Genomic DNA, 23,812 nt, shown 5'->3' with positions numbered 1-23,812 from the left:
AAATCGCATACAGTGAATCCCTGTATGCGATTTTTTGTGGGTGTTAATAAAGTCCATCAATGTAGAACAGCGACGCTAAATCGCCAATAATAAAAGCAAAAACGAACTAACCAGAACCTAAACCTAACGAATAGAAGCTTATATAAAACCATGGAATTTTTTCTACCAATTCTGATTTTTGCCTTTTCATCGACCATAACCCCAGGGCCTAACAATATTATGATCATGACATCAGGGCTAAATTTTGGCATTCGCAGATCATTGGCACATTTGTTTGGTATTTGCTTGGGCTTCCCCTCAATGGTGGTGCTGGTTGGTCTTGGGTTTGGCGTCATTTTTGAGCATTTCCCGATGCTACATATGGCAATCAAAGTCATAGGTATTATGTATTTACTATATCTTGCCTATCTGATTGCCAATGCCGGTACCCAGCAACAAGGCGAGACAAAGTCTCAACCTCTTACCTTTATACAAGCGGTGCTATTTCAATGGGTAAATCCTAAAGCTTGGGTTATGGCAACCGGGGCAATCGCCGCATTTACTCAGCTGGATGGCCATTTATTTAGCCAAGTATTATTGGTCGCTTTGGGGTTCTTTTTGGTTGCTTTTCCATGCGTAGGTAGCTGGCTCTATTTTGGCGTGTTAATGAACAAGATAATCAATAACCCTAAATCGGTTCGTTATTTTAACCTTACCATGGCGCTGTTACTGGTGGTGTCAATCTTACCTGTCGTTGCTGAACTCATTCCTTAGCCGCATCAGCTAAGCGGTGTAAAGTATCATTTTCGATAAACTCGATGTGATTGTTTTTGCCAGCGCCAGTGCCATTATATTTGTCACATACCGCGATCTGGAACATAGCGTTTGCCACCGAGCTGGCCCTAATCGGTTTTAATTTAGCTAACGGACCAATAAACACAAAGCCCAACAGTGATGTAATAACGATAGAGAGTTGTTCAGCTAAGCGAAACTCTGGTCTTTGGCCAATCAATAAAGAAGGTCTAACAACGCTTATACGCGTTAAACCAAGGCGAGCTATGTCACACTCCATTCTGCCTTTAGTCGCACTGTAAAACGCTTTAGATTTACTGTTAGCACCTAAGCTTGAGATCACCATAAAGTGCTTTACCTGAGCGTGTGCACATTGTTTGGCAATATCCAGCACCAATTGATAATCAATTGCCGCGAAGGCTTGCTTAGTTTTGGCCTTTTTTATGGTTGTCCCTAAACAACAAAACACCGTATCAATGCCGCTTAGATGTTCTGAGAGGTTTCCCATCTGATCGAAATCAACGACGACTTGTATTAATTTTGCGTCACTAACATTAAGCTTTTTACGAACAAAAACCGTCACTTGGCTAAATTGCGTGCTGTTAAGCAGCTTTGTGAGCAGGGCACTTCCGGTCAGACCTGATGCGCCAAAAAGGGAGGCCGTTGCTGTTTTCATGATGGTTTTAACCTATATGTAGTTTTGTTCTTAGAGGAATATTTATATTACCAAAAGAATATAAAAAAAAGTAAAAAAAACGCTTGCAAATTTACAGGTCAATAACAGTACGGCGTGGAAAAAGTTATCCACTGTTTTTGTGAAAAACTTTGCATTTTTGTTAAATTTACAAGACAGGTGGAAATGTAACTGCCATGAAAACTTTATAAATTTTGAAAGTGTAAAGTTGGTATAGGTCTGCAAACCGTATCTAGCAACATTTAACAATATTGTCAACAGAGTTATCCACAGCTTGGTGTGTAAGAATTTTATTGTACTGGTAGTGCAATAAAGTGCTTGTCTATTGCATTAATGTGCAAAAATAAAATATGACGAATCGAGACAATGTAGCGAATTTATAAATTGACATTTGTCATTTTTTTCATCCTTTCAAATTTGATTTTTATTAAATTCAGATTACGTGCAGCTAGGTTAACATCTTGTTTTTAAAGGGTTGAAAGCCATTGCTGTGGTTTTTGTATAGGCGTGCGGTTAAATATGGCGAAAACTTGTGGCGTCGGGGCTTGCTGTGTAAAAATTAACGAATTCATTGGGGCGTCAGTACTTTTTATTGTCTCAAATGCAAGGCGTCAATTTGCATAAAAAACGCACCATCTGAATAGTTATTCATGATGATGCGTTTTTTATCTATAGTTATCAACAGCACTGTTTTGGTGCAGAAATTAGCTTATTGACTATTTTTATTGGCCTTCTGAGCGATGATCATACCAACTAACATCATCAAAATAAAAGCCAGGATTTTATCATTGGCACCAATTATATTAGCAACGGCTGGACCCGGACAAATACCCGATAAACCCCAGCCAATTCCAAAAATAGCACTGCCAATGATTAATCGGCTATCGAGGCTGGAACTTTTAGGCAGATCGAAGTTACTGGCAAATATTGGTTTTTCCATTCGTTTTATCACAAGCAAATACGCGCTTATAAACACCATTAATGCCCCAGCCATGACAAACCCGAGACTGGCATCAAAATGACCGAATAAGTCGAGAAAGTTAAGAACCTTATCTGGATTGACCATTTGCGACACCGTTAGGCCAATCGCGAATATTAAACCACAGACAAAGGCAGATACATTGGTTACGATGCTTTTTCCTGTTTTACTGGTCATGCTAGCCTCCTACCATGTGGCGTGTTACAAACACCGTAATAGCGGCTGTTATCATAAACACAACAGTGGCGACGATTGAACGTTTCGATAATCGTCCTATACCACAAATGCCGTGACCGCTGGTGCAGCCTGAACCATATCTAGAGCCAAAACCAACCAAAAAGCCGCCTATGATCACATGTGACCATTGTACATTGATTTCATTGGGCAACGAAAAGCCGAAAAAAGCCGCAATCATAGGGCCAGCAATAAGGCCGAGTATGAAAAATAACTGCCAGCTCGATTGAATTGGATAGCGAGAAAACGTATGGGCAAAAATACCGGAAATTCCGGCTATCTTACCGAGTAACAGCAACAATAAAATTGCTGCAATACCTATAATAGCGCCACCAATCAGCGCCGAATAGGGAGTGAATTCTGTCATATAAAAAATACCTTGTATCTAATGTTGCCTTATATTAGCACTTGCTAATACAAAAGGGTAGTTCATGCACCCAGCTTTTAGATGTGTGCGAAAATGCGTTTAAATACATAATGCTAGCGCCAATTGATTCAAGTGTAGTCGTTGTAACTCACTAATACATAGTGATAAAAATTATAAAGCCAAGTACACTTAAGCAATAATAACAGTTGATTTAGATTCATTTATGGCACGTAAGTTACCACCTCTGCACTTATTACAAATATTTGAAGTTGCAGCTCGACTACAGAGTTTTAAACAAGCATCTGAAGAGCTGTTTATCACGCCGTCGGCGGTGAGCCATCAAATAAAAGCATTAGAAGAATTTCTCGGCTTCGAATTATTTATTCGTAAAACCCGTAAGGTGAGTTTGAATAATGCCGGTCGTAGTTATTTAAAAACAGTACAAGATGCGTTGTATACCATTGAACAGGGCACCGCAGAGATCACCCGCCAATTTCAATCGCCTGTATTGCGTATATCCACGTTTCCAACCATGGCGTCTAACGTCATTATTCCGCAATTAGGGTTATTTCAAAAGGCTCACCCAGACATCGATATTCGCATTGAGACTGGCATGCAATTGGCGGATTTGCGCTACAGTGATTTTGATATTGCTATACGCATAGGCAAGGGTGGTTGGCCGGGCGTGTTGAGCCAAAAGTTGATGAACGTCGATATTGCCGCCGTTTGCTCTCCTGAATTTCAGCAGCAACATGACTTACGTAAACTTGAACAGCTTAGTGATGTGCCACTGCTTGATTTGGGTAATATGGATAACATTTGGTCGACTTGGATGGGGTACTTAGGTGTTGACCGCTTTAAGGCAAAGACTCAATTAAGTTTTAACAATTACGACACCATGCTTGATGCAGCTGAGCAGGGGCTCGGGGTGGCTTTGGCTATGGTACCGATTGAAAATCGATTGATAGAGCGCAAGTTATTAGTAAACCCTTTTGAAATAGTCACTCCATACACCAATGCGTTGTATGCGGTTTACCGTCCAGAAGACGAAGAGCGCCATGAGATCCATTGTTTTTTATCATGGTTAACCAAGTCACCACTATTGCAACAACAAGTCAAAAATACCAAGAAAACCTCAACATAGTCATTCATAGCGGATTAATTTTCATCTGTTGTCATACTGTTGTCGGCATTTTGTCATCGAATACAGCGCGACTTAGACTTGTAAGTTGTTGATTGTTAATGGGATGTTGATAAATTTATCTACGTTTTTTTAGGGTTGAATGATATTCATCTATATGGTGAATATTTTCCCTTTGTACAAATCTCGGTCAATGCCTAGCATTAACACCATAAGTTGCATACAAGCACCGGGAGCAAATCATGAAGATGAATCGTATGATGTTAAAAGGATATCGTTACTTAGCAACACTGTTAGTTTTAACCCCATTGATGGTGGATATTTTGTTGGTTAACAACATGGTGTATTCAATCCTATACCTACCGCTTATCAGTTTGCTGCTGGCAATTGTTGGTAAATATATCGACCTACAATTTATGATTGCCATTTTGAATGATGAGAAACGTCATCAGTTAGGCAAAGTGAGTAAGGTGAACCCTATGAAAAGCCGCTGCGCTATTGAGAAAAAAGTTGCTTAGCTAGATAGGGCTATAATTGCATTTGTTATATGCCCGCATCGGTTGCTATTTTTCTTGCAGAAACAGTAAGCGCTCTTGTTGGTCAATGTTGAAGGTAAATTGCTTAAGAAAATTCATGCCTAATAAACCATCGGCACTGTCCATACTTTCTAATGGCATAATAACCACTTCCAAATTTTCGACGGTCCAAGCATCTATGGTAAATTGTTTAATTATAATGCTGTAGGCTTGTTCTTCACCGGATGCTGTTCGTATGGTCATAGTGCGATGCACATCATAGTTTTCTTGTGCTGATAATTCATTTAACAAACGTTCAGATATAACCGTTAATGACGCGCCAGTATCGATCATTAAACGCCCATAACGACCTTGATTAAATCGAGCATTAACCAACATATGGTCGCCATCTTTAATCAAGGGAATGCCATTTAAGTTACGTTCTTTACGCTCTATCATGCGCAGTAGTTTATTCAGTTGCACTTCAACTTGCGGTAAACCTTCGACTTGCTCAAGATACGCCAATGCATTGTCTATGTTATTTAAGTGAATATGTGCTTCACTGATGACCAGAATATACTCAACTTGAAATCCTTGCTGATCGATAAGCTTTTCTGTCTGCTCAATCAAAAGTGACCAGTTTTGTAATTGCATGATATGCGCAGACCATTGCTGATAATAAGCCTGCAACTGACTTTCTAAAAAACTGTGCTTGCGGCTGTCGAATTGATTACGTATCAGGTCGAGGTAACGTTCAAAAACCAATTCATTGTCACCGCGTTTTTTTAATATCGCCAACTGCAATATGCTGGTTTCGTAATCGTACGGAAATACTCTTAGCATTTGCTCGACAAAATCTTCAGAAATATTGATTTGGTTGCCTTTTAGCCAAAGGTTAGCCTGTTGTAGCCAGGTTAGTTTTAATTTAAAGCTAATGTCCTCGTCGCTAAAGTAAATTTCTTCATATAGATCGACGGCCTGTGCAAATTGATAACTGTCAAAATATTGATGGGCTTTGGCGATAAGAAGGTTTAAGCGATTATCGTCGCTGTAAAGTTGATCAACTTTATCTTGGGTTGAAATAGACGAGGAAAGACCATCACTGCCGCTCAATGAACCATTGTTAGAATTGTTATGTGTTGACGCTGTTTGCATGGAAACGCCATCGACAGCTTGCTCTGCAATGTTATTTTCGACTTGCGCTTGACGTTTTAATAGGGTGATATTGGTGTATATAGAAAACGATAACGCCAATAACAACAGCACGATAATTTTGTTTTTTGACATCGTGATATTCTACCTTTGCAATGGTTTGTCACTAAAAGCCATTGATTGCACTACAATATTTAGATATACATTAACATACAATGTTGAGTTGCTCGAATTTACTGTTAGTGAATATCAGCTGATATGCATTTTTCTCCGACACGTTCGACATAATCAACACAATCGACGCGAGTATCTATGAAAAGAGTCATCGTAATTGTTAGCTGTTTGATGTTTAGTGGATGCGCCAGTTTAGGCGTTGAACCATGGCAGCGAGAACTGTTAGCAAAAAAAGAAATGGCGCTTAACAGCGGTGGTTTAGATACCATCATCGACGATCATGTTTATTTTTCCAAGGAAGCATCCAGTGGCGGTCGCAGTTTTGCTGGTGGAGGCTGTGGATGCAATTAAAGGATGACTCCGGCAATAAAGTCAAAGCCATCCTTGGCGCTGCTGCATGCTCATTACTCGGCAGCAACGCAAAAGCACAACAAGACGCCTGGCAGATTGATACGGCGGTTTTGTTGTATGCCGAAGAGCAACGTGTTTCAGTCGTTGAAGGTATAGTTTCAGCGACAAAAGATTTTGGCGACCAACATATATTTAATGGCAAAATTACTGCCGATACATTAAGTGGAGCGTCGGCTAATGGCGCGGTACCCCAGCCTTATGTACAGACATTTGCCCGACCAAGCGGTGATGGTGTATATCAAGTTGATGCCAATGAAACTCCCTTGGACCCGACATTTCATGACACCCGTTTACAGTTAAACGCCTCATGGTCACAGCCTTTTAGTGCCGACTATCGTTATTCCGTAGCCGCTCATGCCTCGAAAGAATATGACTACTTTTCACTCGGTGTCAGTGGTTCGATTGCTCGCGATTTTAATAAAAAAAATACCACATTAGCGTTTGGCCTCGGTGCTTTTTTTGATCAAATTGATCCTGAAGGTGGCATTCCTAAGCCATTGGCTATTTTATCGCAAGTCACACCGGATAGTGTATTAAGCGGTAATGTGTTTACCGATTTATCGTCAGGTGAAAACCCATATCGAATTGCTAAAGACGATGACAAAACCACCATTGATGTGTTGTTTGGTGTTACACAGGTGCTCAGTCGCCGCGCCATCGTGCAATTCAATTATTCTTATTCCAGCGTTGATGGCTACCTCAATGATGCGTTTAAAATCGTCTCTTTAGTCGACGAGCAAGGTATTTCACAAGCACAAATTTATGAAAGTCGTCCGGATACAAGGCAAAAACAAAGTGTGTTTGCGCAGAGCAAATATCACTTAGAGCATGACATTATTGATGTTTCGTATCGATACATGTGGGATGACTGGCAAATAAACTCGCATACCTTTGATTTGCGCTACCGCATACAATTAAATGGCCGTTATTTAGAGCCACATGTTCGCTATTACGAGCAGCAGGAGGGCGAGTTTTTTCAACCTTTCGTGACAACGGGACAATGGCAAAATGATCAACCGAAACACGTCAGCGCCGATTATCGTTTGGGGAAAATGAGTGCCTTCACCCTCGGCTTTAAATACGGCATTTTATTTGATAAAGGACGGGAATGGTCGTTTCGATTGCAATATTACCAGCAAGATCCGGATAATCCTGGCGTTGACGCGCCGGGCGTCTTGGCAGAACAAGATTTATATGAATCGGTTAAGGCCATCATATTTCAAGTCAGTAATTCTTTTTAGCGGCTAAGCCTATGACCACTGAGCGAGCAAAATCAAAACATCATGTTGATAGTTCATCGGCTACCGCTGAGACGTTATTGCCATTCTCATTAGCGAAAACCTCATTAGGTTACAAGGTATGCTTTAGCGCTATGGCAAGTCTTTGCGAAATTCTTATTAATAGTGATGATGACGTTGTGGTTAAGCAGTTAGCCCATGCCATTATCGATGAAACCCGCCGTATCGAACAAAAGTATTCAAGATACCGCAGCGACAGTGTATTAACTCATATTAATCAACAAGCGGGACATGAAACTGTTATTGACGACGAAACCAAGCGTTTATTTGCCTTTGCTAAACAGTGCTATCAATTAAGTAATGGATTGTTTGATATCAGTGCCGGTATTTTACGCAAAGCTTGGCAGTTTGATGGTTCAGACCAGTTACCTGCAGATAAAGACATTGAGCCGTTGTTGGCGCACATTGGCTTGGATAAGTTACAGGTAAGAGCTGACAGGATGTGGATGCCGGCATCAATGGAATTAGATTTAGGCGGCTTAGGTAAAGAGTATGCGGTGGATAGGGCGATGCTAATCGCCGAATCATTGATGTCAGACCTGAACACAGCATTGCCAGCGATATTGATTAACTTTGGCGGTGATATGTTGGCCAATAAAGCTCCGTTAAACGCTCGCAATGAACGTCAAGCTTGGCAAGTAGGGTTACAGCACCCTGATAAAAAACAAAACTCGGTGCATACCGTATCTTTAAATACAGGCGCCATTGCCAGTAGCGGTGACGCAAATCGCTACCTTTTAAAAGACGGTGTTCGATACGCGCATATCCTTAACCCAAAAACAGGTAAGGCAATTGTTAATGCGCCGCGTTCAGTGACCATAACTGCGCCTAACTGTGTGCAAGCAGGCTTTATCGCAACCTGGTCGATGTGCCAAGGAGAGCATGCGGCGACATTTTTAAAAGAGCTGGATGTTGGTCATTGGTTGATTTACTAACGTGTAGACTAGCAAGTAAATAGCACCATCATTTGCCGATGATTGACGTAAGCAAAATAAATGCTTAATGTCTGATATAACCAGCAACACAGTGACTAACCTATGACGAAACCGCTCCTCAAAGACCATCGTATTATTGAATTCCTTAATCAAGGTAACACGTTGTTGTTGGATGGCGGTATGTCTAACCAACTTGAAGAACAAGGCTTTGATCTAAACAATAGCTTGTGGTCAGCGCAGCTTTTATTATCAGCACCAACTGCTATCGTTGCAGCACATTTGCATTATTTAAAATCTGGAGCGCAATGCGTAATCACCGCAAGCTATCAAGCATCCGTTGCTGAGCTGACTAAATTAGGATTAAGCGAAAACCAAGCAAGTGATTTAATTGTCAGCTCGGTTACCCTAGCGCAACATGCTGTTGAGCAATTTATGCAGCTTAATCCAGATGCCATGCGACCTTTTGTTGCCGCGAGTATTGGCCCTTATGGTGCCAGCTTAGCCGATGGTTCAGAATATCATGGTAATTATGGGGTGAGTGATGAGGTATTGAAAACCCATCACCAAACGCAAATGTCATTATTAACCCAAACCGATGCCGATATGCTGGCATGTGAAACGGTACCTAGCTTACAAGAAGCCAGAGTGTTAACTGAGTTACTTAACAAGCAAACAAAACCTGCTTGGCTTAGTTTCTCATGCAAAAATGGACAACAATTAAACGATGGTACGCCGATTGAAGAGTGTGTTGCCGCCTTGCGTGATAGCGCAAATCCTATTGCTTTTGGCGTAAATTGTACCAACCCGACATACATGGTCGAACTCATCGAAAGAATCAAATCCGTTTGTAATGACAAGTTTATTGTTGTGTATCCTAATTCTGGCGAAGACTATGATGCACAAAGTAAAACATGGCATGGGACGGCAACCCCAAACGAATGCGGTCTCGCCTCAGAGCAATGGTTAAACGCCGGCGCAAATATTATCGGCGGCTGCTGCCGTATGGGGCCAAAACATATTGCCTCGATAAAAGCCGCGCTAACGAAATCCAATGCCGACTAGCCTCGGTGAGGACACTTCTCAAAGAGTTAACCATTGCGTTTTAAATGCGATATAACAAATAAAAAAGGATTGGCAATACCAATCCTTTCATTTTAAATGTTGCTCGCACGATTACTCGTATTCAGACGCGTATGTTTCTTCATAGGTGTGTGAGTACAGTTCAAATAAGTTGCCAAACGGGTCTTCTAGATACACCATTTTTGCTGGCTTGCTGTCGTCTTCTGGGTGGTAGCGCATAATATCCATACGTACTTTACCGCCAAACTTTTCAGTTTTTTCGATAACGCCTGCAAAGTCATCGGTTTGTAAACAAAAGTGAAATATGCCCAAACGAGAAAAGTCTAAATCATGTCGCTGTGCACGTTCTTTCATCTCAAATAATTCAACGCCAATACCATCTGATGTAACTAAGTGCGCAATATTAAAGCCTTTAAAGCCTTCACCAAAAACGGCGATACACATACGGCCAATCGCGGATTCACGCTCTTCAACAATGGTCGCTTTATTCATAACAATTTCAAGACCTAAAGCATTGGTGTAAAACTCAATCGCTTTATCCATGTCGCCAACCATAATACCTACGTGATTCATTTTCATAATATGCTCCAAAACTTGATAACTAAATAATGAATAATTGAGCTGGATAAACCGTAACTCGATTTGATGAGGAGATTATATGAATTGAAAGGTATTATGTGAAATTATCAATTGTCATGGTATTGATAATAAATCGTAATGATACTTCTATGTTGTGCACTCACTAACACTGCTTACTGTTAGATAAACGCAGACGTTGATAGTTAGTTTGCTTTATGCACCTGTCAGGCAAAAGCTAAAAGATAGGCTCTTTGAGCTATGGTTCTTAATAACTTAGGTTCTTAATAGCTTTTTTGGTATTGAATCGCTTTGGTATTTGAATATAGATACGGTGTGTTATTTACTCACCGTCGCTGTATTGAATATTTGCATTTCATTCTTAATGGTTTTGCGCATATCCATTAATTTTTTCGCGGTTTCGTGTTGTTTAATATCTTCATCGGTTTCAGGAACCCATTGTGGGATATTAACCGGATGACCGCTCTCATCGATGGCCACCATGATGACAATACAATGTGTGGTTAGACGTTTAGATAACGATTTTGGATCGCAAGCAAGCACTTCTAAAGCGATATGCATCGAGGTATTACCGGTATAGATCACTTTGGCTTCAACTTCGACTAGGTTGCCAACGTGGATAGGCGAGACAAATTGAATGCCACCAGCGTAAGCGGTAACACAATAACGTGAGCTCCAACCTGCCGAACAGGCGTAGGCGGCCAAATCAATCCACTTCATTACGGCACCACCGTGTACTTTGCCGCCGAAGTTGACATCTTGCGGTTCAGCGAGAAAACGAAGGGTGAGTGAACGTTGTGGGGCGGCCATAGGCAATCCTTATGAGTCTCAAACAGAGGAAAATAATTATTCAGCTTGCTATAGAGTGTATAGCACAAAGGCCATGATTTACAGGGATATAGTTGATTAATCAGGGAGTTATATAGAGGCTAACGAGTAGATTGCTAGACAGAGTTAATCTGTGGTGACGATGATGTCGGATTTGGGTACCGAGCAACAAGGTAAGAATTCACCATCACGAATAAAGGCCAGTGGTTCACCGTTGACGTATTCAATATCACCTTCAACCAAGTTACAGCGACAGGCGCCGCAAAAGCCATCACGACAATGATAATGAATCTCTATGTCGTTGGCTTCAAAATATTCTAGGGTGGTTTTATAGATAAGGTTGTCGAATTCCGCGTCGACAACCTTATTATCTATGGTGACTTTGTTTCCCACAGGCTTAATGCTTAGGCCTGAGATTACAGATCGAAGTCTTCAAAATCGGTTGAATCAACGGCGCTGTCCGTTTGACCAACCAGGTAAGATGAGATCTCGGTTTCTTGAGGTGCAACCTGCACATTATCACTGCTCAAGTAAGAGTTGATCCACGGTAATGGGTTACTCTTAATTTCAAATTGTGGCGCATAGCCAATCGCAGTTAAACGCTGATTTGATAGATATTCAATGTATTGCTTAAGAATTTCGCTGTTAAGACCGATCATAGAACCGTCTTTAAACAGATAATCAGCCCATTCTTTTTCTTGACGAATAACATCAAGGAAAATTTCTAGGCCTTCTTGATGTAATTCTTCGCTGATTTCTTTCATCTCAGGATCGTCTTTACCGCTCGCCCAAATATTTAGAATATGTTGAGTAGAGGTTAGGTGAACCGCTTCATCTCGAGCGATTAGCTTGATGATCTTGGCGTTACCTTCCAATAATTCGCGTTCGGCAAATGCAAATGAACAGGCAAACGACACATAAAAACGAATCGCTTCTAATGCATTGGTTGAACACACTGAACGGTATAGCGCTTTTTTAATTTCGCGCTCAGTGACCTCAACTTGCTTACCTTCAACTTCGTAAGTGCCTTCGCCTTGAGCTTGATATAACTGAGTCATCAAGATCAAACGGTCGAAGTATTGGCTGATTGTGCTAGCACGTTTGATGATGTTTTCGTTAATAACGATATCATCGAATACGGCACTTGGGTCAGTAAACAAGTTACGCAAAATATGCGTGTACGAACGTGAATGGATGGTTTCATAGAAACCCCAAGTTTCAATCCATGTTTCTAGTTCTGGAATCGAAACCAAAGGTAGCATACAGACGTTAACACTGCGTGCGGCAATTGAATCAAGCAAGGTTTGATATTTCAGGTTGGAAATAAAGATGTGTTGCTCGCTTTGCGTCAATGACTGCCAATCGGCACGATCTTTAGAAATATCGACTTCTTCTGGGCGCCAGAAGAACGAAAGCTGCTTTTCAATCAGCTTTTCAAAAATAGGGTGCTTTTGCTGATCGTAACGGGATACGTTAACGGTTTGGCCCAAAAACATCGGTTCAAGTAAAGGGTTGTTTTTGGTTTGATTAAAAGTTGAGTACGACATCATTTCTCCTTTCAATACTGCCCAATATGTCGTCAATACAGTATTAAATTTTTATTTTCTGCTATCTCAAATCCAAGGCATTTATTGTTCTGGTTATTCATTTAACCGTTTAGCGCAAAATCAACGATAAAGCCGGCTTTTTTTCAGGATTCGAGTTCACAACTTAATTGTGCCAAACCACCTAATTACACAATATATGGTGGTTAATAATTGGATAATAACACCAAATATGGAAATGTTTCTACTCAAATCAGGGGAAAATTGATAACTAAATTGTTTGCATTTCTAAATTCATTATGATGACAGCAATTTAGATAAATACCATGAATTTTGAATCTTTGACCGCAATTATTGTCATAGTCAATTAATGGTTGCTTTTTAGCCAGCTTTCTGGCTATTCTTAATTGCAATGACACACCAAAAATAGACCAAAAAAGATAGACTTATGATGCTGGCAACACTCCCGAGCCTGCCGAATTACCATGCTCTAGTAGTTTTAATCTTAACACTTGGTGCTTTATATCTTTTCAAACGAGAAGATATTTCCTTGGAAACCTCTTCGCTAACGGTTATTGCCGTATTAACGGTGTTTTTTGCTGTTTTCCCATTCGAGTATAACGGCAATGTGATTGAACCCGTTTCATTTTTCTATGGCTTTGGTCATGAAGCGTTAGTCACGGTTTGTGCGTTAATGATCATCGGTCATTCGTTAGTACGCACCGGTGCATTAGAGCCGATAGGGCGAAGTCTGGCAAAGTTGTGGAAGATCAGTCCACAAATATCATTATTATTTACCCTCATTATTGCCGGTACGTTAAGTGCCTTTGTCAACAACACGCCAATCGTGGTGCTGTTATTACCTATCTTGATCAGTGTCGCGATTCGTACCAAAGCCGATCCAAGTGGCATGCTCATGCCGATGGGCTTTGCAACATTAGTCGGCGGAATGGTCACAACCATAGGTACATCAACCAACTTGTTGGTTGTCAGTGTCGCCTTTGATATGGGCTTAAAGCGCTTTGGTTTATTTGATTTTGCTATTCCAGCATTGGTTGCCGCATCCGCAGCGGTGTTATATTTGTGGTTAATTGCGCCACGTATTTTGCCTAAACGTGAAGCCAGCATGCCGGATACATCACCGCGTTTATTTAGCGCTTATCTTAGCGTTAATGACACGTGTTTAGCGGCAGGTAAAACCATTGCCGAAGTAATTAAATTGACCGATGGTCAATTGCAAATCCAAAGTATTCAACGTGGCTCTGACAATCATAAGCTTATGCCATTACCAGACACCTTAATTCGCCCTGGTGATAGGTTGCAAGTGCGAGATTACCCTGACCGATTAAAAGAGTTTGAACGGGTGTTAAAAGCAACACTGTACTCAGGAAAGCACAAACTTGATGCGGATCATCCATTAGAGCCCGGTTCTCAAGTGCTCGCTGAAATTGTGGTGATATTAGGCTCAGGCTTGATAGGTCGTACTTTAAAAAGCGTCAGTTTTGCTCACGAATACGGCTTATCAGTCATTGCTTTACATCGCGATGGTAAAGCGATGGAAATCGGCCGTAAAAGCATTGGTAATGTGACCTTGAATATTGGCGATATATTACTGGTACAAGGTGATGTGGAGCAAATAGAAAAACTAAAAACCAAACAAGGTATTTTGGTTGTCGATGGGGCAGCAAAGATAGTCCATACCCGAAAAGCGCCATTGGCACTCGGTATTCTTTGTGCCGTGGTTACCTTGCCTGTATTGGATATTTTGCCAATCGTAGTGAGCTCAATTGTTGGCGTGCTGTTGCTATTGATGACACGGTGTCTTAATTGGAAAGAAGTCAGTGCGGCATTAAGTACTCAGGTTATTTTAATCGTAGCTGCGTCATTGGCGTTAGGTACGGCGATGATGGAAACCGGCGGCGCCCAGTATTTGGCTGAATTGTTTGTTGCTATGTCGTCTTCGCTGCCCATCGGCGGTGTCCTTGCAGCATTGATGTTACTGCTGGCTATCTTAACCAACGTGGTATCGAATAACGCTGCTGCGGTCATCGGTACACCGATTGCTATCTCTGTGGCTCAACAGCTTGGTGCACCAGCAGAGCCCTTTGTGCTGGCGGTTTTATTTGGTGCTAATTTAAGTTACGCCACACCAATGGCTTATAAAACTAACTTACTGGTGATGAATGCTGGTGGTTATCATTTCTCTGACTTTATGAAGGTCGGTATCCCGCTCAGTATCCTGATGTGGATAATCCTATCATTCACTCTTAACTACATGTATTTGTAGGCAGCAACATTAACTTTTTCTATAAAATAAAAAAGCCTCAGTAAAAAAATGCAAAAAAAAGCCCCACTAAATAGTGGGGCGAAAAATTTGCATTTCAGGGAGGAAAACTATGAAAAGTTAACTGCTTTTAATGTTATACCTTTAGCAAAAAAATACCGTTAACCAAATGTAAAAGCCTGCAAGACTTTGTTGTTATAAACATGTAAAGATTACGTGTTCGCTGTAAAATGTCGTCTCGGGCAGGTTTGTATACATAGATATAACATTGCTCTTATCTGAGTCTGTATATCGCTCTGTGGCATTTATGTCTGTTTGCTGAATACGATAAGCAAAATCTATTAACTTTGCTTGACGTGTTTGCTTGAGGTGCATGCGTGAGGCGGTTGCGGGTTTACTTAAAACGTTCATTGTTATTGAAGCTATTTGAACTCATGTCTGCGCTGTCAGGTTACTGCGCAGTGGTTTTCAATCACAGTACTCACTCTTATACATAAAAACTTGCACATACATGCTCAGGCCTAAAACCTAGGGCCTAAATTCTGGCCATAAAAAAAGAGAAGGCCATGCCTTCTCTTTTTATTGATAGATAGCCAGGCAAGATTAAATCTTACATGCACCGCCTTCACAACCATCATCCATATCGCCTTGGCTGTCATCAGCACCATCGCGGGTATTATGGTAATACATGGTTTTAACGCCAAGTTTATAAGCAAGCAATAAATCTTTAAGGATTTGCTTAACCGGCACTTTACCGTTTTCGAATTTACTAGGATCGTAGTTGGTGTTTGCAGAAATCGTTTGGTCAACGAATTTTTGCATAATAGCAACGAGCTCAAGATAACCTGTGTTATTTGGAATATTCCAAAGTAACTCGTAGTTGTGTTTCAATCGCTCGTATTCAGGCACAACTTGCTTCAATACACCGTCTTTTGACGCTTTAACTGAGATTAAACCACGTGGTGGTTCAATACCGTTAGTTGCATTAGAAATCTGTGATGAGGTTTCTGACGGCATAAGTGCTGAAACGGTCGAGTTACGCACACCATATTGCTTAATGCTTTCACGCAAACCTTCCCAGTCAAGATGCAACGACTCAGAACAGACTTTGTCGACTTCTTTTTTGTAGGTATCAATCGGTAAGATACCTTTAGAAAGTTTGGTTTCGTTAAATAGTGGGCACGCACCTTGCTCTTTCGCTAACTGATTAGATGCTTTAAGCAAGTAATACTGAATCGCTTCGAAAGTTCTATGTGTTAGGTTGTTTGCACTACCATTTGAGTAGAACACGCCATTTTTGGCTAAGTAGTATGCGTAGTTAATGACACCAATACCTAAGGTACGACGACCGACAGTGGCATTTAATGCCGCTGGTACTGGGTAATCTTGATAATCTAGTAAGCTATCTAGCGCACGAACCGCTAAATCGGCTAAACCATCAAGTTCGTCTAACGACTCAATTTTACCTAAGTTAAAGGCTGATAGAGTACATAGCGCGATTTCACCATCTGGATCATTAACATGAGCAAGTGGTTTCGTAGGAAGGGCAATTTCCAAACATAAGTTTGATTGACGAACCGGAGCCACTTTTGGATCAAACGGGCTGTGCGTATTACAGTGATCAACGTTTTGCAGGTATATACGACCTGTTGACGCACGTTCTTGTGCAAACAGGGTAAATAGCTCAATGGCCTTAATGCGCTTCTTACGAATAGTCGAATCGTTTTCGTATTTAACGTAAAGCTCTTCGAATAGTTCTTGATCTTCAAAGAAAGCGTCATATAAACCAGGTACGTCTGACGGGCTGAACAAGGTAATGTATTCGCCTTTGATCAAACGCTGATACATGGTTTTGTTAAATTGAACGCCGTAATCTAAATGACGTACACGGTTCTCTTCAACACCACGGTTGTTTTTAAGAACCAATAAGCTTTCAACTTCAAGGTGCCAAAGTGGATAAAACAAGGTTGCTGCGCCACCACGTACACCACCTTGTGAACAGCTTTTAACCGCTGTTTGAAAGTGTTTGTAGAATGGAATGCAACCAGTATGGAATGCTTCACCGTCACGAATCGGGCTACCTAGCGCACGAATACGACCGGCATTAATACCAATACCTGCACGTTGTGAAACGTATTTTACAATGGCGCTTGATGTGGCATTAATCGAATCAAGGCTATCACCGGTCTCAATCAATACACATGATGAGAACTGGCGTGTTGGTGTACGTACACCAGCCATAATAGGCGTTGGAAGTGAAATCTTGAATGTCGAAATAGCATCGTAGAAGTCACGTACATAGCGCATACGAGTATCTTGTGGGTACTTAGCAAACAAACACGCTGCAACTAATACATACAAGAACTGGGCACTTTCATAAATCTCGCCGGTAACTCGGTTTTGCACCAAGTATTTACCTTCAAGCTGCTTAACCGCACCATAACTGAAGGTTTTATCACGATCATGGTCAAGGAAAGAGTCCATTTCAGCAAATTCTGCAGGGCTGTAGTCAGCCAGCAAATGCTCATCATACTTACCAAGTTCAACCATTTTTTGTACGTGATCAAATAGCTCTGGCGGCTCATACTGGCCGTAGGCTTTTTTACGTAAATGGAATATCGCTAAGCGAGCTGCCAAGTATTGATAATCTGGTGTTTCTTCTGAAATTAAATCAGCGGCAGATTTAATGATGGTCTCATGGATATCTTCCGTTTTGATGCCATCGTAAAACTGGATGTGTGACTTAATTTCTACTTGAGATACGGAAACTGATTCTAATCCTTCCGCTGCCCAGTCGATTACCTTGTGGATTTTGTCTAAGTCGATAGGCTCTTTTTCACCGGTACGCTTAGTGACAAAAAGGTTGTTGTTCATGAATGACCTGTCTTTATAGTTTTTATACATAGCTTTGATTTGTATGCAAAGGGCAGTAATACGTGATCTGCGTTCCCTGCTTTTTTATTTGTAGTTATTGTTATTTATTAGCGCTGGCTCGCAGCCACACAGCTTCATGCCGCGTGTATTTTTTACCCTGATTGCACACTTTTACAACAAAAAGCGATGCACAATATGTTGGGGTTTTTAATGTATCTAGTCACAAGATAATGAGGTTTTGACCTTAATGCAACCCCAATAAATAGTGAATAAATTGTGGAAAAATCACTTGCGCTTTCCCGGTTAGTAACAACTTACATTGTGCGCTTTGTTTCTAAAGAGAATCGCAAAAAAGCAAGATCTTTTTTTCGCTAAAAAATTTTTTTTAAGATCTTTTTGGTTGTTTTTTGACCTTGTTATACTAAAAACGACTATTCAATTTAAATGTTTTTTAAAACAGTGAGTTATAGGCTTGGGCGATCTTTGGCCTGATCATCGATACCAAGAATGTGCAAAGGGTGAGCGACGCAATAATTTGCTTGCCATCTGGCTAATTCTTGTTCGTTTTTAATATAACCCCATTTGGCAATCACGGTAGTCATATCCGCACGTCGACCAGCCTGGATATCACGCTCTGCATCACCAAAATACCAAATGTCTTTGCTCGCCACACCAAGGGCTTCACTGGCCAGTAACATTGGCGCAGGGTCCGGTTTACGTTGTGGTAACGTATCGCCGCTGACATTAATGATCGATTGTTTAAATTCTGGGTACTGCAACATTAATGGATCGGTAAGAAACGCGGGCTTATTTGTGACCACGCCCCAAGGCACATTTTGACGTTCAATTGCATCTATAAGCTCAACTATGCCGTCAAACGGTTTGCTATGAACGGCAATATTATCGAGATAGTAATCGAGAAATTCTTGGCGCAATTGCTCGCGGTCAAAATGCACCAGTTGCTCGGCAAAGCCAAGATCGAGCAATGGGTATACACCATCGGATGCAACTAATCGATATTGTTCGTATGAGACGTGCTCAAAGCCATATTTATCCATCAAATAATTGAGGCACGCACCTAAGTCTTGTGCGGTATCAAGTAGGGTGCCATCAAGATCAAACAACACGCCTTTAGCTTGGCTTAGCATAATTTTGGTATCCGTAAGTTATTCGGCAATTTTTTGACAAGCGATAAGATAATTAACATCCAAACCATCGCCCAATTTATGATTCTCTGTCACTGGATTGTAATGAATGCCTGTCGCATCAAAACATTTTAAATTAACATTTTCGGCCCAGCCGATAAGCTCACTCGGTCGAATAAACTTGTCCCAATCGTGGGTGCCATTTGGTACGATTTTTAATACTTTTTCGGCGCCAACTATCGCGAATAAGTAGGATTTGATGGTTTTATTTAATGTAGAAAAAAACACATAACCACCGGGTTTAACCATGTCGCTGCAGGCTTTCACGATTGATGCCGGGTCAGGCACATGTTCAAGCATTTCCATACAGGTTACGACGTCAAACTGCTCCGGGCATTGTTCGGCTTTTTCTTCAACGGGAATTTTTTGGTAATTGAGGTCAACACCGCACTCTAAAGCATGCAGCTTGGCAACATTTAACGGCTCTTCACCCATATCAATACCCGTTACCTTAGCGCCGAGTCGGGCCAGACTTTCAGCGAGAATGCCACCGCCGCAACCAACATCGATAATGTCTAAGTCAAATAAGTCACCAACATGTGACGTTATAAAATTTCGACGTAAAGGATTGATCTGATGTAGCGGCTTGAAATCACCTTGTAAATCCCACCATTGGTGAGCAACGGCTTCAAATTTAGCGATTTCTTCAGGGTTAACGTTCAAAGGTTTTGACATAGGTATAAACAACTTGATGAGAATGATTCGATTCTAGCCCAGGTAAACAATTAATATCAAAGGAAACTTGGTGTTAATTGTGTAATACGGATGATAGTCAATATAGGTTTATAGTAGCCTATTGACTATTTTCAGTATCAGAGGGTTGATTGTTTACCACTTTTATTCGCTCTCTGGCGTCAGTGAAAAGCTTTGCTAGATAACTGCGATAATCGCGCAGAGTTGCGTGACTGCGACGCCACGCAGAGAATACAGACAGTGATTGCGGGTGATTGGCGACATAATCGTAATCTACTTCAAACGCTAGGCCACGACCACTCGGGTGAGGCAAGGTTTTACCAATTCGTAGTTGATCTTGTTCATTCCAATCTTGACCAGCAAAAATATCGAGCATTTCTTTATCGGTTGTAATCGCACTGTCGATACGAATAAATAGGTTGCGCAATTCGTTATCACGAATAAGAGCAAAGTCACCCGCTGCAATCAGTGCATTGTAGCCGCCCATTTCTAGCATCAATGGTGGGCGTTGTTTTAAGGTTAATACCGCCCACTTAAAGCGCTCGGCTTCCTCGTCATCTTGCGGTTTTTGCTTTATGATTTTGGAAATGGCATACATACTGTCGTTAACTCGTTCATCATGATGCGCAACTAAGGCATTGGCTTTTTCAATATTAACGCCAAAATCACGATAGATTTGACTGAGATACTGTTGTTCTTTGGCATTGTCTTTGCGCTGTTCATTCCAATCGGTTATTTGTAATCCGACGACGATACCCAGCACAACGACCAGAAAATCTAGGATGACCGCAGTCCAGTTTTGTTGTTTTAAGTGAAGGTTAATGCGTCGTAATAGCATAATAGTAAGTGCTTTGTATGGTGTTATTCACTAAATGTAGTCTATATCTTACTGTTTTATAAAAATAAAAGGCAAACCGCTGGAAATTCGGTTTGCCTTTGTTGTTAAGTCGTTAATACGTGCTAGGACTATTCGCTTTGTCCCATGCTCATATCATCTCTTAATGACCAAATGGTATAGTTGGTACTACTAAAATTATCACTCCAGTTACTGAAGATTTCAGCGGTTTTGGCATCATCTTTTAAATGTTCAGATAAAGCTTCGCCAAACGATTTATCCGGTGGTGTCATGCCTTCAAAGTTTTCATAAGGGATGACCAAGTTTAATCCACCTTCGCCGCCGATGGTCCAACTCCATGACCAAAGGTAAGGCCACTTCATCGCTTTTGCATTGTCGCTTAATGTCTTCTTACCCGCTTCAACACTTTCACTTTTTCCCATTTTTACTTGGTACTCGGTAACTGCGAAATAACGATATTTTTTGCCATCATCTGGCCAATGACTGTTGTCAAAGTCCATGCGCCCAAAAAAGTGTTCATAGCTGGCAACATATTGGGCAACGGTTTCATTCCAATGTTTGCCGATGTCATTGTCTTTAGCCCACTTATTATAGGCCTCGACATCTTTAAATGACGTACAACAAAAACGCACCGCGTAACGATTCATGTCAACACCAACGGTTGGCACAAAGACATGCCATTCGCGAGGGTCTTTTTTTGATAATCGATATTTAAGGTGCTCTTTAAACGCTTGTTCAAACTGTGCTTGCTGTCCGGCATTAGGCACCATCACCCACATGTCAGCGAGAGACTTAGGCTTTTCATGGTCATCAAATGCAAATAGAGCAGAGCTGAACAATAGACTAACCGCTAAGGTTAGGGAGGTTATGTACTCTTTCATCTTGTATCCTTCTAATTTTACATAGCTAATTACTGCGTTCCCAATTGAAACCGCTTCTAAATACCATTAGCAGGATCCGTAAAGTCAGTGCTTTACCGGTGCCTAAAGATTAGCAAACTATTGAAATTTTGCTATTTTCATCAAAATAAAATGGATATTCATCAGTGGATTAGATGAGAAAGCGGATGAGCGTCCGAAGTGGAAACGGTAAAAATAATATGCATAAAAAAAAGCCCCACTAAGGAGTGGGGCAAAAATTTTCATTTCAGGGAGGAAAACTATGAAAAGTTAACTGTGTTCAATAATACCTGAGCCTAGAAAAAATACCGTTAATCAAATGTAAATCACTGCAACAGTATGTTGTTAATTAATCGTTAACCTTGCGAAGGCGCGGATATAAATATTCGCCTGGTTGCTTGTATTGAATTTAATGACTAAGTGCTAGAAGCTAGTTATCACTGGTTATTTTGTTGCTCAGTCGGTGCTTGTTCTACTTGCTCAAATCGATAAGACAATTCGGTTAAATTAAAGTAGACATCGTATAAGCCTTCTGGAACCGATATATTATCGCCTTTTAAAATCGCTTCACCTGACGGGAAAAAGCTACCACCCCAATCCTTTTTCCACATGTTATCGGCCCTAAACTTTACCTGCCCTTCAATCAAGTACACACGAACATAAAAAATTCTTTGTTCTTCATTTATAAGTGCCATATCTAATGAGGTTTCAAACCAACCATGACCTTCAATTGCTGAACCAATAATGCCTATTTTGGGGGTTTGGTAAGAGATACTGGGAAAGTAATTCTTTATCATCTGTGACACGTTATCAATTTCAACTGGACTCATAAAATAGGGGTATTTGAGCAAGGATTTTTTTGCCTTCAGGGTATGTAGCTTGGTGATCATTTGCGGTTGTTTCAGTAAGCGTTTTACTTTGTTCACGTCGTCTTCAGAAAATACCGGCATGGTATTAAAGAATTCAAAGTTATTAAGCGCGTACATACCAAACACTAATGCTGGATAGGGAATACCCAAGGCTTCTAAATCAGGTGATATAATGGCTTGATTCAACTCATGTGTGCTTGTCATCAAACCGTTGTAATCTTTGTGTTCGATATAATCGAGTAAGACGTTATAGACCTCTGTTTGCTTGGCAGTGATCGGTTTTAGGTCTTTAATATAGTTGTTAATGCTTACTGGCTGAACTCCCCAGTCTTGGTGGGGTAAATCGACGTAATACAAAAAATAGGGCAGTTGGTTTTCAGGATAAGATAAGAAAAATCGATCTGCTAAGATGGCATCAATGATGTTTTCCTGCTTATCAAGATTAAAAACGTGGTTACGATGCAGGTCTTTTATTTCAAACAGCTTGTTATAGACGATCTCCAGTTCTTGTATAAATATCTGCTGCTGTTTTTTGTTTTCGTTATAGTTGTTCAAGCTTATTGCCAACATAATACCAACAACAATTAACACGATTTCACCTATCGCATACCACGTATAGTTCACCACCCTTGCTGGCAATGATTTAGGCTCGGGTTTTGGGAAGGCTTTAGAAATTAATTTTCTGAACAGTAACATGGTGTTAACTGTAGCAGATAAAAATCGGCTACAATGTTGGCAATTACCCCAAATGTACACTTTTATGGATAAAAAACTGTTAAACGCCTATATGCAAACTGATTACATCATTGATGATGATATTGGCATTTGGCTGATAAATATAGGCCAGACCGAACGCACCTTGAGTCGTTATTTGCATCGTTTTAAACAACCTACTGCGGCGTTTATAACAGCGTATAATCCTCACAGTAAAGTCGTGTCTAAGCAACAAAATGAGCTGCGCCACAAGGCGTTAGTGGCTGAGCTTAATGCTAAGCAGCTGGACTTTTTAAATGGTTATGGCGCTGGACGCGATGAAAGCTGGTCAGCAGAAAAAAGTGTGTTTATAACCAACATCACTCAGCAGCAAGCAAATCAATTGGCGGCAAAGTTTGAACAACAGGCATATGTTTGGTTAGACGAACAAGGGCAGGTCAGTTTAATTACCAACGAACATTACTAGTATACCGTAGCCGTTAGGTCATTTTTCCCTGTAATTCATTACTGGTTTGCACTCAGCTCTGTTTTTTATCGGAATAAAAAAAAGCCCCACTAAAGGTAGTGAGGCGAATATTTGAATTTCAGGGAGGAAAACTATGAAAAGTTAACTGTATTTAATAATACCTGAACCCTGAATAAATACCGTTAACCAAACGTAATTGTTGGCAATCGTTTGTTGTTATAAAACTGTTAAC

Annotated in this window: 23 protein-coding genes; 9 read left to right on the top strand and 14 right to left on the bottom strand. The window is 40.8% G+C overall.

Annotated elements, in window-relative coordinates:
- Positions 1–150: 150 nt before the first annotated feature.
- Positions 151–753, top strand: a complete 603-nt coding sequence (locus HII16_RS04655; protein WP_135440012.1) for a LysE family translocator — start codon at positions 151–153, stop codon at positions 751–753.
- Here HII16_RS04655 and HII16_RS04650 read toward each other — a convergent pair.
- The 3 genes from HII16_RS04650 to HII16_RS04640 form a co-directional block, all read right to left on the bottom strand.
- Positions 743–1,447, bottom strand: a complete 705-nt coding sequence (locus HII16_RS04650) for an NAD(P)H-binding protein (protein ID WP_169127893.1) — start codon at positions 1,445–1,447, stop codon at positions 743–745. The genes HII16_RS04655 and HII16_RS04650 overlap by 11 nt on opposite strands.
- Positions 1,448–2,174: 727 nt before the next feature.
- Positions 2,175–2,621, bottom strand: coding sequence for a YeeE/YedE family protein (locus tag HII16_RS04645; protein ID WP_169127892.1), 447 nt, complete (start codon positions 2,619–2,621; stop codon positions 2,175–2,177).
- A gap of 1 nt (position 2,622) precedes the next feature.
- On the bottom strand, positions 2,623–3,045 hold the full coding sequence (locus tag HII16_RS04640) for a YeeE/YedE family protein (RefSeq protein ID WP_135440015.1): 423 nt from the start codon (positions 3,043–3,045) through the stop codon (positions 2,623–2,625).
- A 223-nt stretch (positions 3,046–3,268) separates the two neighbouring features.
- On the opposite strand from HII16_RS04640, the gene HII16_RS04635 reads away from it, so the two are divergent.
- Both HII16_RS04635 and HII16_RS04630 read left to right on the top strand, forming a co-directional pair.
- Entirely contained in the window at positions 3,269–4,189 is a 921-nt protein-coding gene (locus HII16_RS04635) for a LysR substrate-binding domain-containing protein (RefSeq protein ID WP_135440016.1), read from the top strand.
- Between the two features lie 239 nt (positions 4,190–4,428).
- Positions 4,429–4,704: a hypothetical protein gene (locus HII16_RS04630; RefSeq protein WP_169127891.1), complete on the top strand. Its 276-nt coding sequence runs from the start codon at positions 4,429–4,431 to the stop codon at positions 4,702–4,704.
- 45 nt (positions 4,705–4,749) lie between these two features.
- Here the strand turns inward: HII16_RS04630 and HII16_RS04625 are convergent, their stop codons facing one another.
- Positions 4,750–5,988 carry a retropepsin-like aspartic protease gene (locus tag HII16_RS04625; RefSeq protein ID WP_169127890.1) on the bottom strand — a complete coding sequence of 413 codons (1,239 nt, stop codon included), beginning with the start codon at positions 5,986–5,988 and terminating at the stop codon, positions 4,750–4,752.
- A gap of 177 nt (positions 5,989–6,165) precedes the next feature.
- Here HII16_RS04625 and HII16_RS04620 point away from each other — a divergent pair, with 177 nt between their 5' ends.
- From HII16_RS04620 to mmuM, 4 genes are all read left to right on the top strand, one after another.
- Positions 6,166–6,378, top strand: a complete 213-nt coding sequence (locus HII16_RS04620; RefSeq protein WP_169127889.1) for a DUF4266 domain-containing protein — start codon at positions 6,166–6,168, stop codon at positions 6,376–6,378.
- Positions 6,369–7,679 carry a DUF3570 domain-containing protein gene (locus HII16_RS04615; RefSeq protein WP_169127888.1) on the top strand — a complete coding sequence of 437 codons (1,311 nt, stop codon included), beginning with the start codon at positions 6,369–6,371 and terminating at the stop codon, positions 7,677–7,679. Before HII16_RS04620 ends, HII16_RS04615 begins: the two co-directional genes overlap by 10 nt.
- 11 nt (positions 7,680–7,690) lie before the next feature.
- On the top strand, positions 7,691–8,671 hold the full coding sequence (locus tag HII16_RS04610; RefSeq protein WP_169127887.1) for an FAD:protein FMN transferase: 981 nt from the start codon (positions 7,691–7,693) through the stop codon (positions 8,669–8,671).
- 102 nt (positions 8,672–8,773) lie between these two features.
- Positions 8,774–9,733, top strand: a complete 960-nt coding sequence (gene mmuM / locus HII16_RS04605; protein WP_169127885.1) for a homocysteine S-methyltransferase — start codon at positions 8,774–8,776, stop codon at positions 9,731–9,733.
- Positions 9,734–9,844: 111 nt separating this feature from the next.
- Here the strand turns inward: mmuM and HII16_RS04600 are convergent, their stop codons facing one another.
- The 4 genes from HII16_RS04600 to nrdB form a co-directional block, all read right to left on the bottom strand.
- A complete protein-coding gene (locus HII16_RS04600) occupies positions 9,845–10,330 on the bottom strand; it encodes a VOC family protein (protein ID WP_169127883.1) in 486 nt (161 codons plus the stop codon).
- A gap of 336 nt (positions 10,331–10,666) precedes the next feature.
- Positions 10,667–11,158 (bottom strand): acyl-CoA thioesterase, encoded by a 492-nt coding sequence (locus tag HII16_RS04595; RefSeq protein ID WP_169127881.1) that lies wholly within the window; start codon positions 11,156–11,158, stop codon positions 10,667–10,669.
- A gap of 144 nt (positions 11,159–11,302) precedes the next feature.
- Entirely contained in the window at positions 11,303–11,512 is a 210-nt protein-coding gene (yfaE, locus tag HII16_RS04590) for a class I ribonucleotide reductase maintenance protein YfaE (protein WP_348981389.1), read from the bottom strand.
- Between the two features lie 80 nt (positions 11,513–11,592).
- On the bottom strand, positions 11,593–12,723 hold the full coding sequence (gene nrdB / locus HII16_RS04585) for a class Ia ribonucleoside-diphosphate reductase subunit beta (RefSeq protein WP_135440025.1): 1,131 nt from the start codon (positions 12,721–12,723) through the stop codon (positions 11,593–11,595).
- Positions 12,724–13,270: 547 nt separating this feature from the next.
- On the opposite strand from nrdB, the gene HII16_RS04580 reads away from it, so the two are divergent.
- Positions 13,271–15,007 (top strand): SLC13 family permease, encoded by a 1,737-nt coding sequence (locus HII16_RS04580; RefSeq protein ID WP_248289490.1) that lies wholly within the window; start codon positions 13,271–13,273, stop codon positions 15,005–15,007.
- A gap of 600 nt (positions 15,008–15,607) precedes the next feature.
- On the opposite strand, the gene nrdA is transcribed toward HII16_RS04580, so the two are convergent.
- From nrdA to HII16_RS04550, 6 genes are all read right to left on the bottom strand, one after another.
- The gene (nrdA, locus tag HII16_RS04575; protein ID WP_169127877.1) at positions 15,608–17,878 is read right to left on the bottom strand and encodes a class 1a ribonucleoside-diphosphate reductase subunit alpha; all 2,271 of its coding nucleotides are present in this window, start codon (positions 17,876–17,878) and stop codon (positions 15,608–15,610) included.
- Between the two features lie 464 nt (positions 17,879–18,342).
- A complete protein-coding gene (locus HII16_RS04570) occupies positions 18,343–19,026 on the bottom strand; it encodes an HAD-IA family hydrolase (protein WP_169127875.1) in 684 nt (227 codons plus the stop codon).
- Positions 19,027–19,044: 18 nt separating this feature from the next.
- Positions 19,045–19,758, bottom strand: coding sequence for a bifunctional 2-polyprenyl-6-hydroxyphenol methylase/3-demethylubiquinol 3-O-methyltransferase UbiG (gene ubiG, locus HII16_RS04565; protein WP_169127873.1), 714 nt, complete (start codon positions 19,756–19,758; stop codon positions 19,045–19,047).
- A gap of 118 nt (positions 19,759–19,876) precedes the next feature.
- Positions 19,877–20,614, bottom strand: coding sequence for a hypothetical protein (locus HII16_RS04560; RefSeq protein ID WP_169127871.1), 738 nt, complete (start codon positions 20,612–20,614; stop codon positions 19,877–19,879).
- A 128-nt stretch (positions 20,615–20,742) separates the two neighbouring features.
- Positions 20,743–21,513: a hypothetical protein gene (locus HII16_RS04555; protein ID WP_169127869.1), complete on the bottom strand. Its 771-nt coding sequence runs from the start codon at positions 21,511–21,513 to the stop codon at positions 20,743–20,745.
- A 455-nt stretch (positions 21,514–21,968) separates the two neighbouring features.
- Positions 21,969–23,024: a hypothetical protein gene (locus tag HII16_RS04550; protein ID WP_169127867.1), complete on the bottom strand. Its 1,056-nt coding sequence runs from the start codon at positions 23,022–23,024 to the stop codon at positions 21,969–21,971.
- A gap of 136 nt (positions 23,025–23,160) precedes the next feature.
- On the opposite strand from HII16_RS04550, the gene HII16_RS04545 reads away from it, so the two are divergent.
- A complete protein-coding gene (locus tag HII16_RS04545) occupies positions 23,161–23,580 on the top strand; it encodes a DUF3293 domain-containing protein (RefSeq protein WP_169127865.1) in 420 nt (139 codons plus the stop codon).
- Positions 23,581–23,812 lie beyond the last annotated feature (232 nt).

It is taken from the genome of Thalassotalea sp. Y01 (assembly GCF_012932945.1).
GTDB lineage: Bacteria > Pseudomonadota > Gammaproteobacteria > Enterobacterales > Alteromonadaceae > Thalassotalea_A.
Note: the sequence above shows the minus strand (reverse complement) of the source record. Positions and strands in the feature narration are given on the sequence as shown.

Excerpts from the sequence above, each read along its gene's own strand:
- HII16_RS04655 (WP_135440012.1), top strand. The coding sequence starts at position 151 with ATGGAATTTTTTCTACCAATTCTGATTTTTGCCTTTTCATCGACCATA.
- HII16_RS04650 (WP_169127893.1), bottom strand. The coding sequence starts at position 1,447 with ATGAAAACAGCAACGGCCTCCCTTTTTGGCGCATCAGGTCTGACCGGA.
- HII16_RS04645 (WP_169127892.1), bottom strand. The coding sequence starts at position 2,621 with ATGACCAGTAAAACAGGAAAAAGCATCGTAACCAATGTATCTGCCTTT.
- HII16_RS04640 (WP_135440015.1), bottom strand. The coding sequence starts at position 3,045 with ATGACAGAATTCACTCCCTATTCGGCGCTGATTGGTGGCGCTATTATA.
- HII16_RS04635 (WP_135440016.1), top strand. The coding sequence starts at position 3,269 with ATGGCACGTAAGTTACCACCTCTGCACTTATTACAAATATTTGAAGTT.
- HII16_RS04630 (WP_169127891.1), top strand. The coding sequence starts at position 4,429 with ATGAAGATGAATCGTATGATGTTAAAAGGATATCGTTACTTAGCAACA.
- HII16_RS04625 (WP_169127890.1), bottom strand. The coding sequence starts at position 5,988 with ATGTCAAAAAACAAAATTATCGTGCTGTTGTTATTGGCGTTATCGTTT.
- HII16_RS04620 (WP_169127889.1), top strand. The coding sequence starts at position 6,166 with ATGAAAAGAGTCATCGTAATTGTTAGCTGTTTGATGTTTAGTGGATGC.
- HII16_RS04615 (WP_169127888.1), top strand. The coding sequence starts at position 6,369 with ATGCAATTAAAGGATGACTCCGGCAATAAAGTCAAAGCCATCCTTGGC.
- HII16_RS04610 (WP_169127887.1), top strand. The coding sequence starts at position 7,691 with ATGACCACTGAGCGAGCAAAATCAAAACATCATGTTGATAGTTCATCG.
- mmuM (WP_169127885.1), top strand. The coding sequence starts at position 8,774 with ATGACGAAACCGCTCCTCAAAGACCATCGTATTATTGAATTCCTTAAT.
- HII16_RS04600 (WP_169127883.1), bottom strand. The coding sequence starts at position 10,330 with ATGAAAATGAATCACGTAGGTATTATGGTTGGCGACATGGATAAAGCG.
- HII16_RS04595 (WP_169127881.1), bottom strand. The coding sequence starts at position 11,158 with ATGGCCGCCCCACAACGTTCACTCACCCTTCGTTTTCTCGCTGAACCG.
- nrdB (WP_135440025.1), bottom strand. The coding sequence starts at position 12,723 with ATGTCGTACTCAACTTTTAATCAAACCAAAAACAACCCTTTACTTGAA.
- nrdA (WP_169127877.1), bottom strand. The coding sequence starts at position 17,878 with ATGAACAACAACCTTTTTGTCACTAAGCGTACCGGTGAAAAAGAGCCT.
- HII16_RS04570 (WP_169127875.1), bottom strand. The coding sequence starts at position 19,026 with ATGCTAAGCCAAGCTAAAGGCGTGTTGTTTGATCTTGATGGCACCCTA.
- ubiG (WP_169127873.1), bottom strand. The coding sequence starts at position 19,758 with ATGTCAAAACCTTTGAACGTTAACCCTGAAGAAATCGCTAAATTTGAA.
- HII16_RS04560 (WP_169127871.1), bottom strand. The coding sequence starts at position 20,614 with ATGCTATTACGACGCATTAACCTTCACTTAAAACAACAAAACTGGACT.
- HII16_RS04555 (WP_169127869.1), bottom strand. The coding sequence starts at position 21,513 with ATGAAAGAGTACATAACCTCCCTAACCTTAGCGGTTAGTCTATTGTTC.
- HII16_RS04545 (WP_169127865.1), top strand. The coding sequence starts at position 23,161 with ATGGATAAAAAACTGTTAAACGCCTATATGCAAACTGATTACATCATT.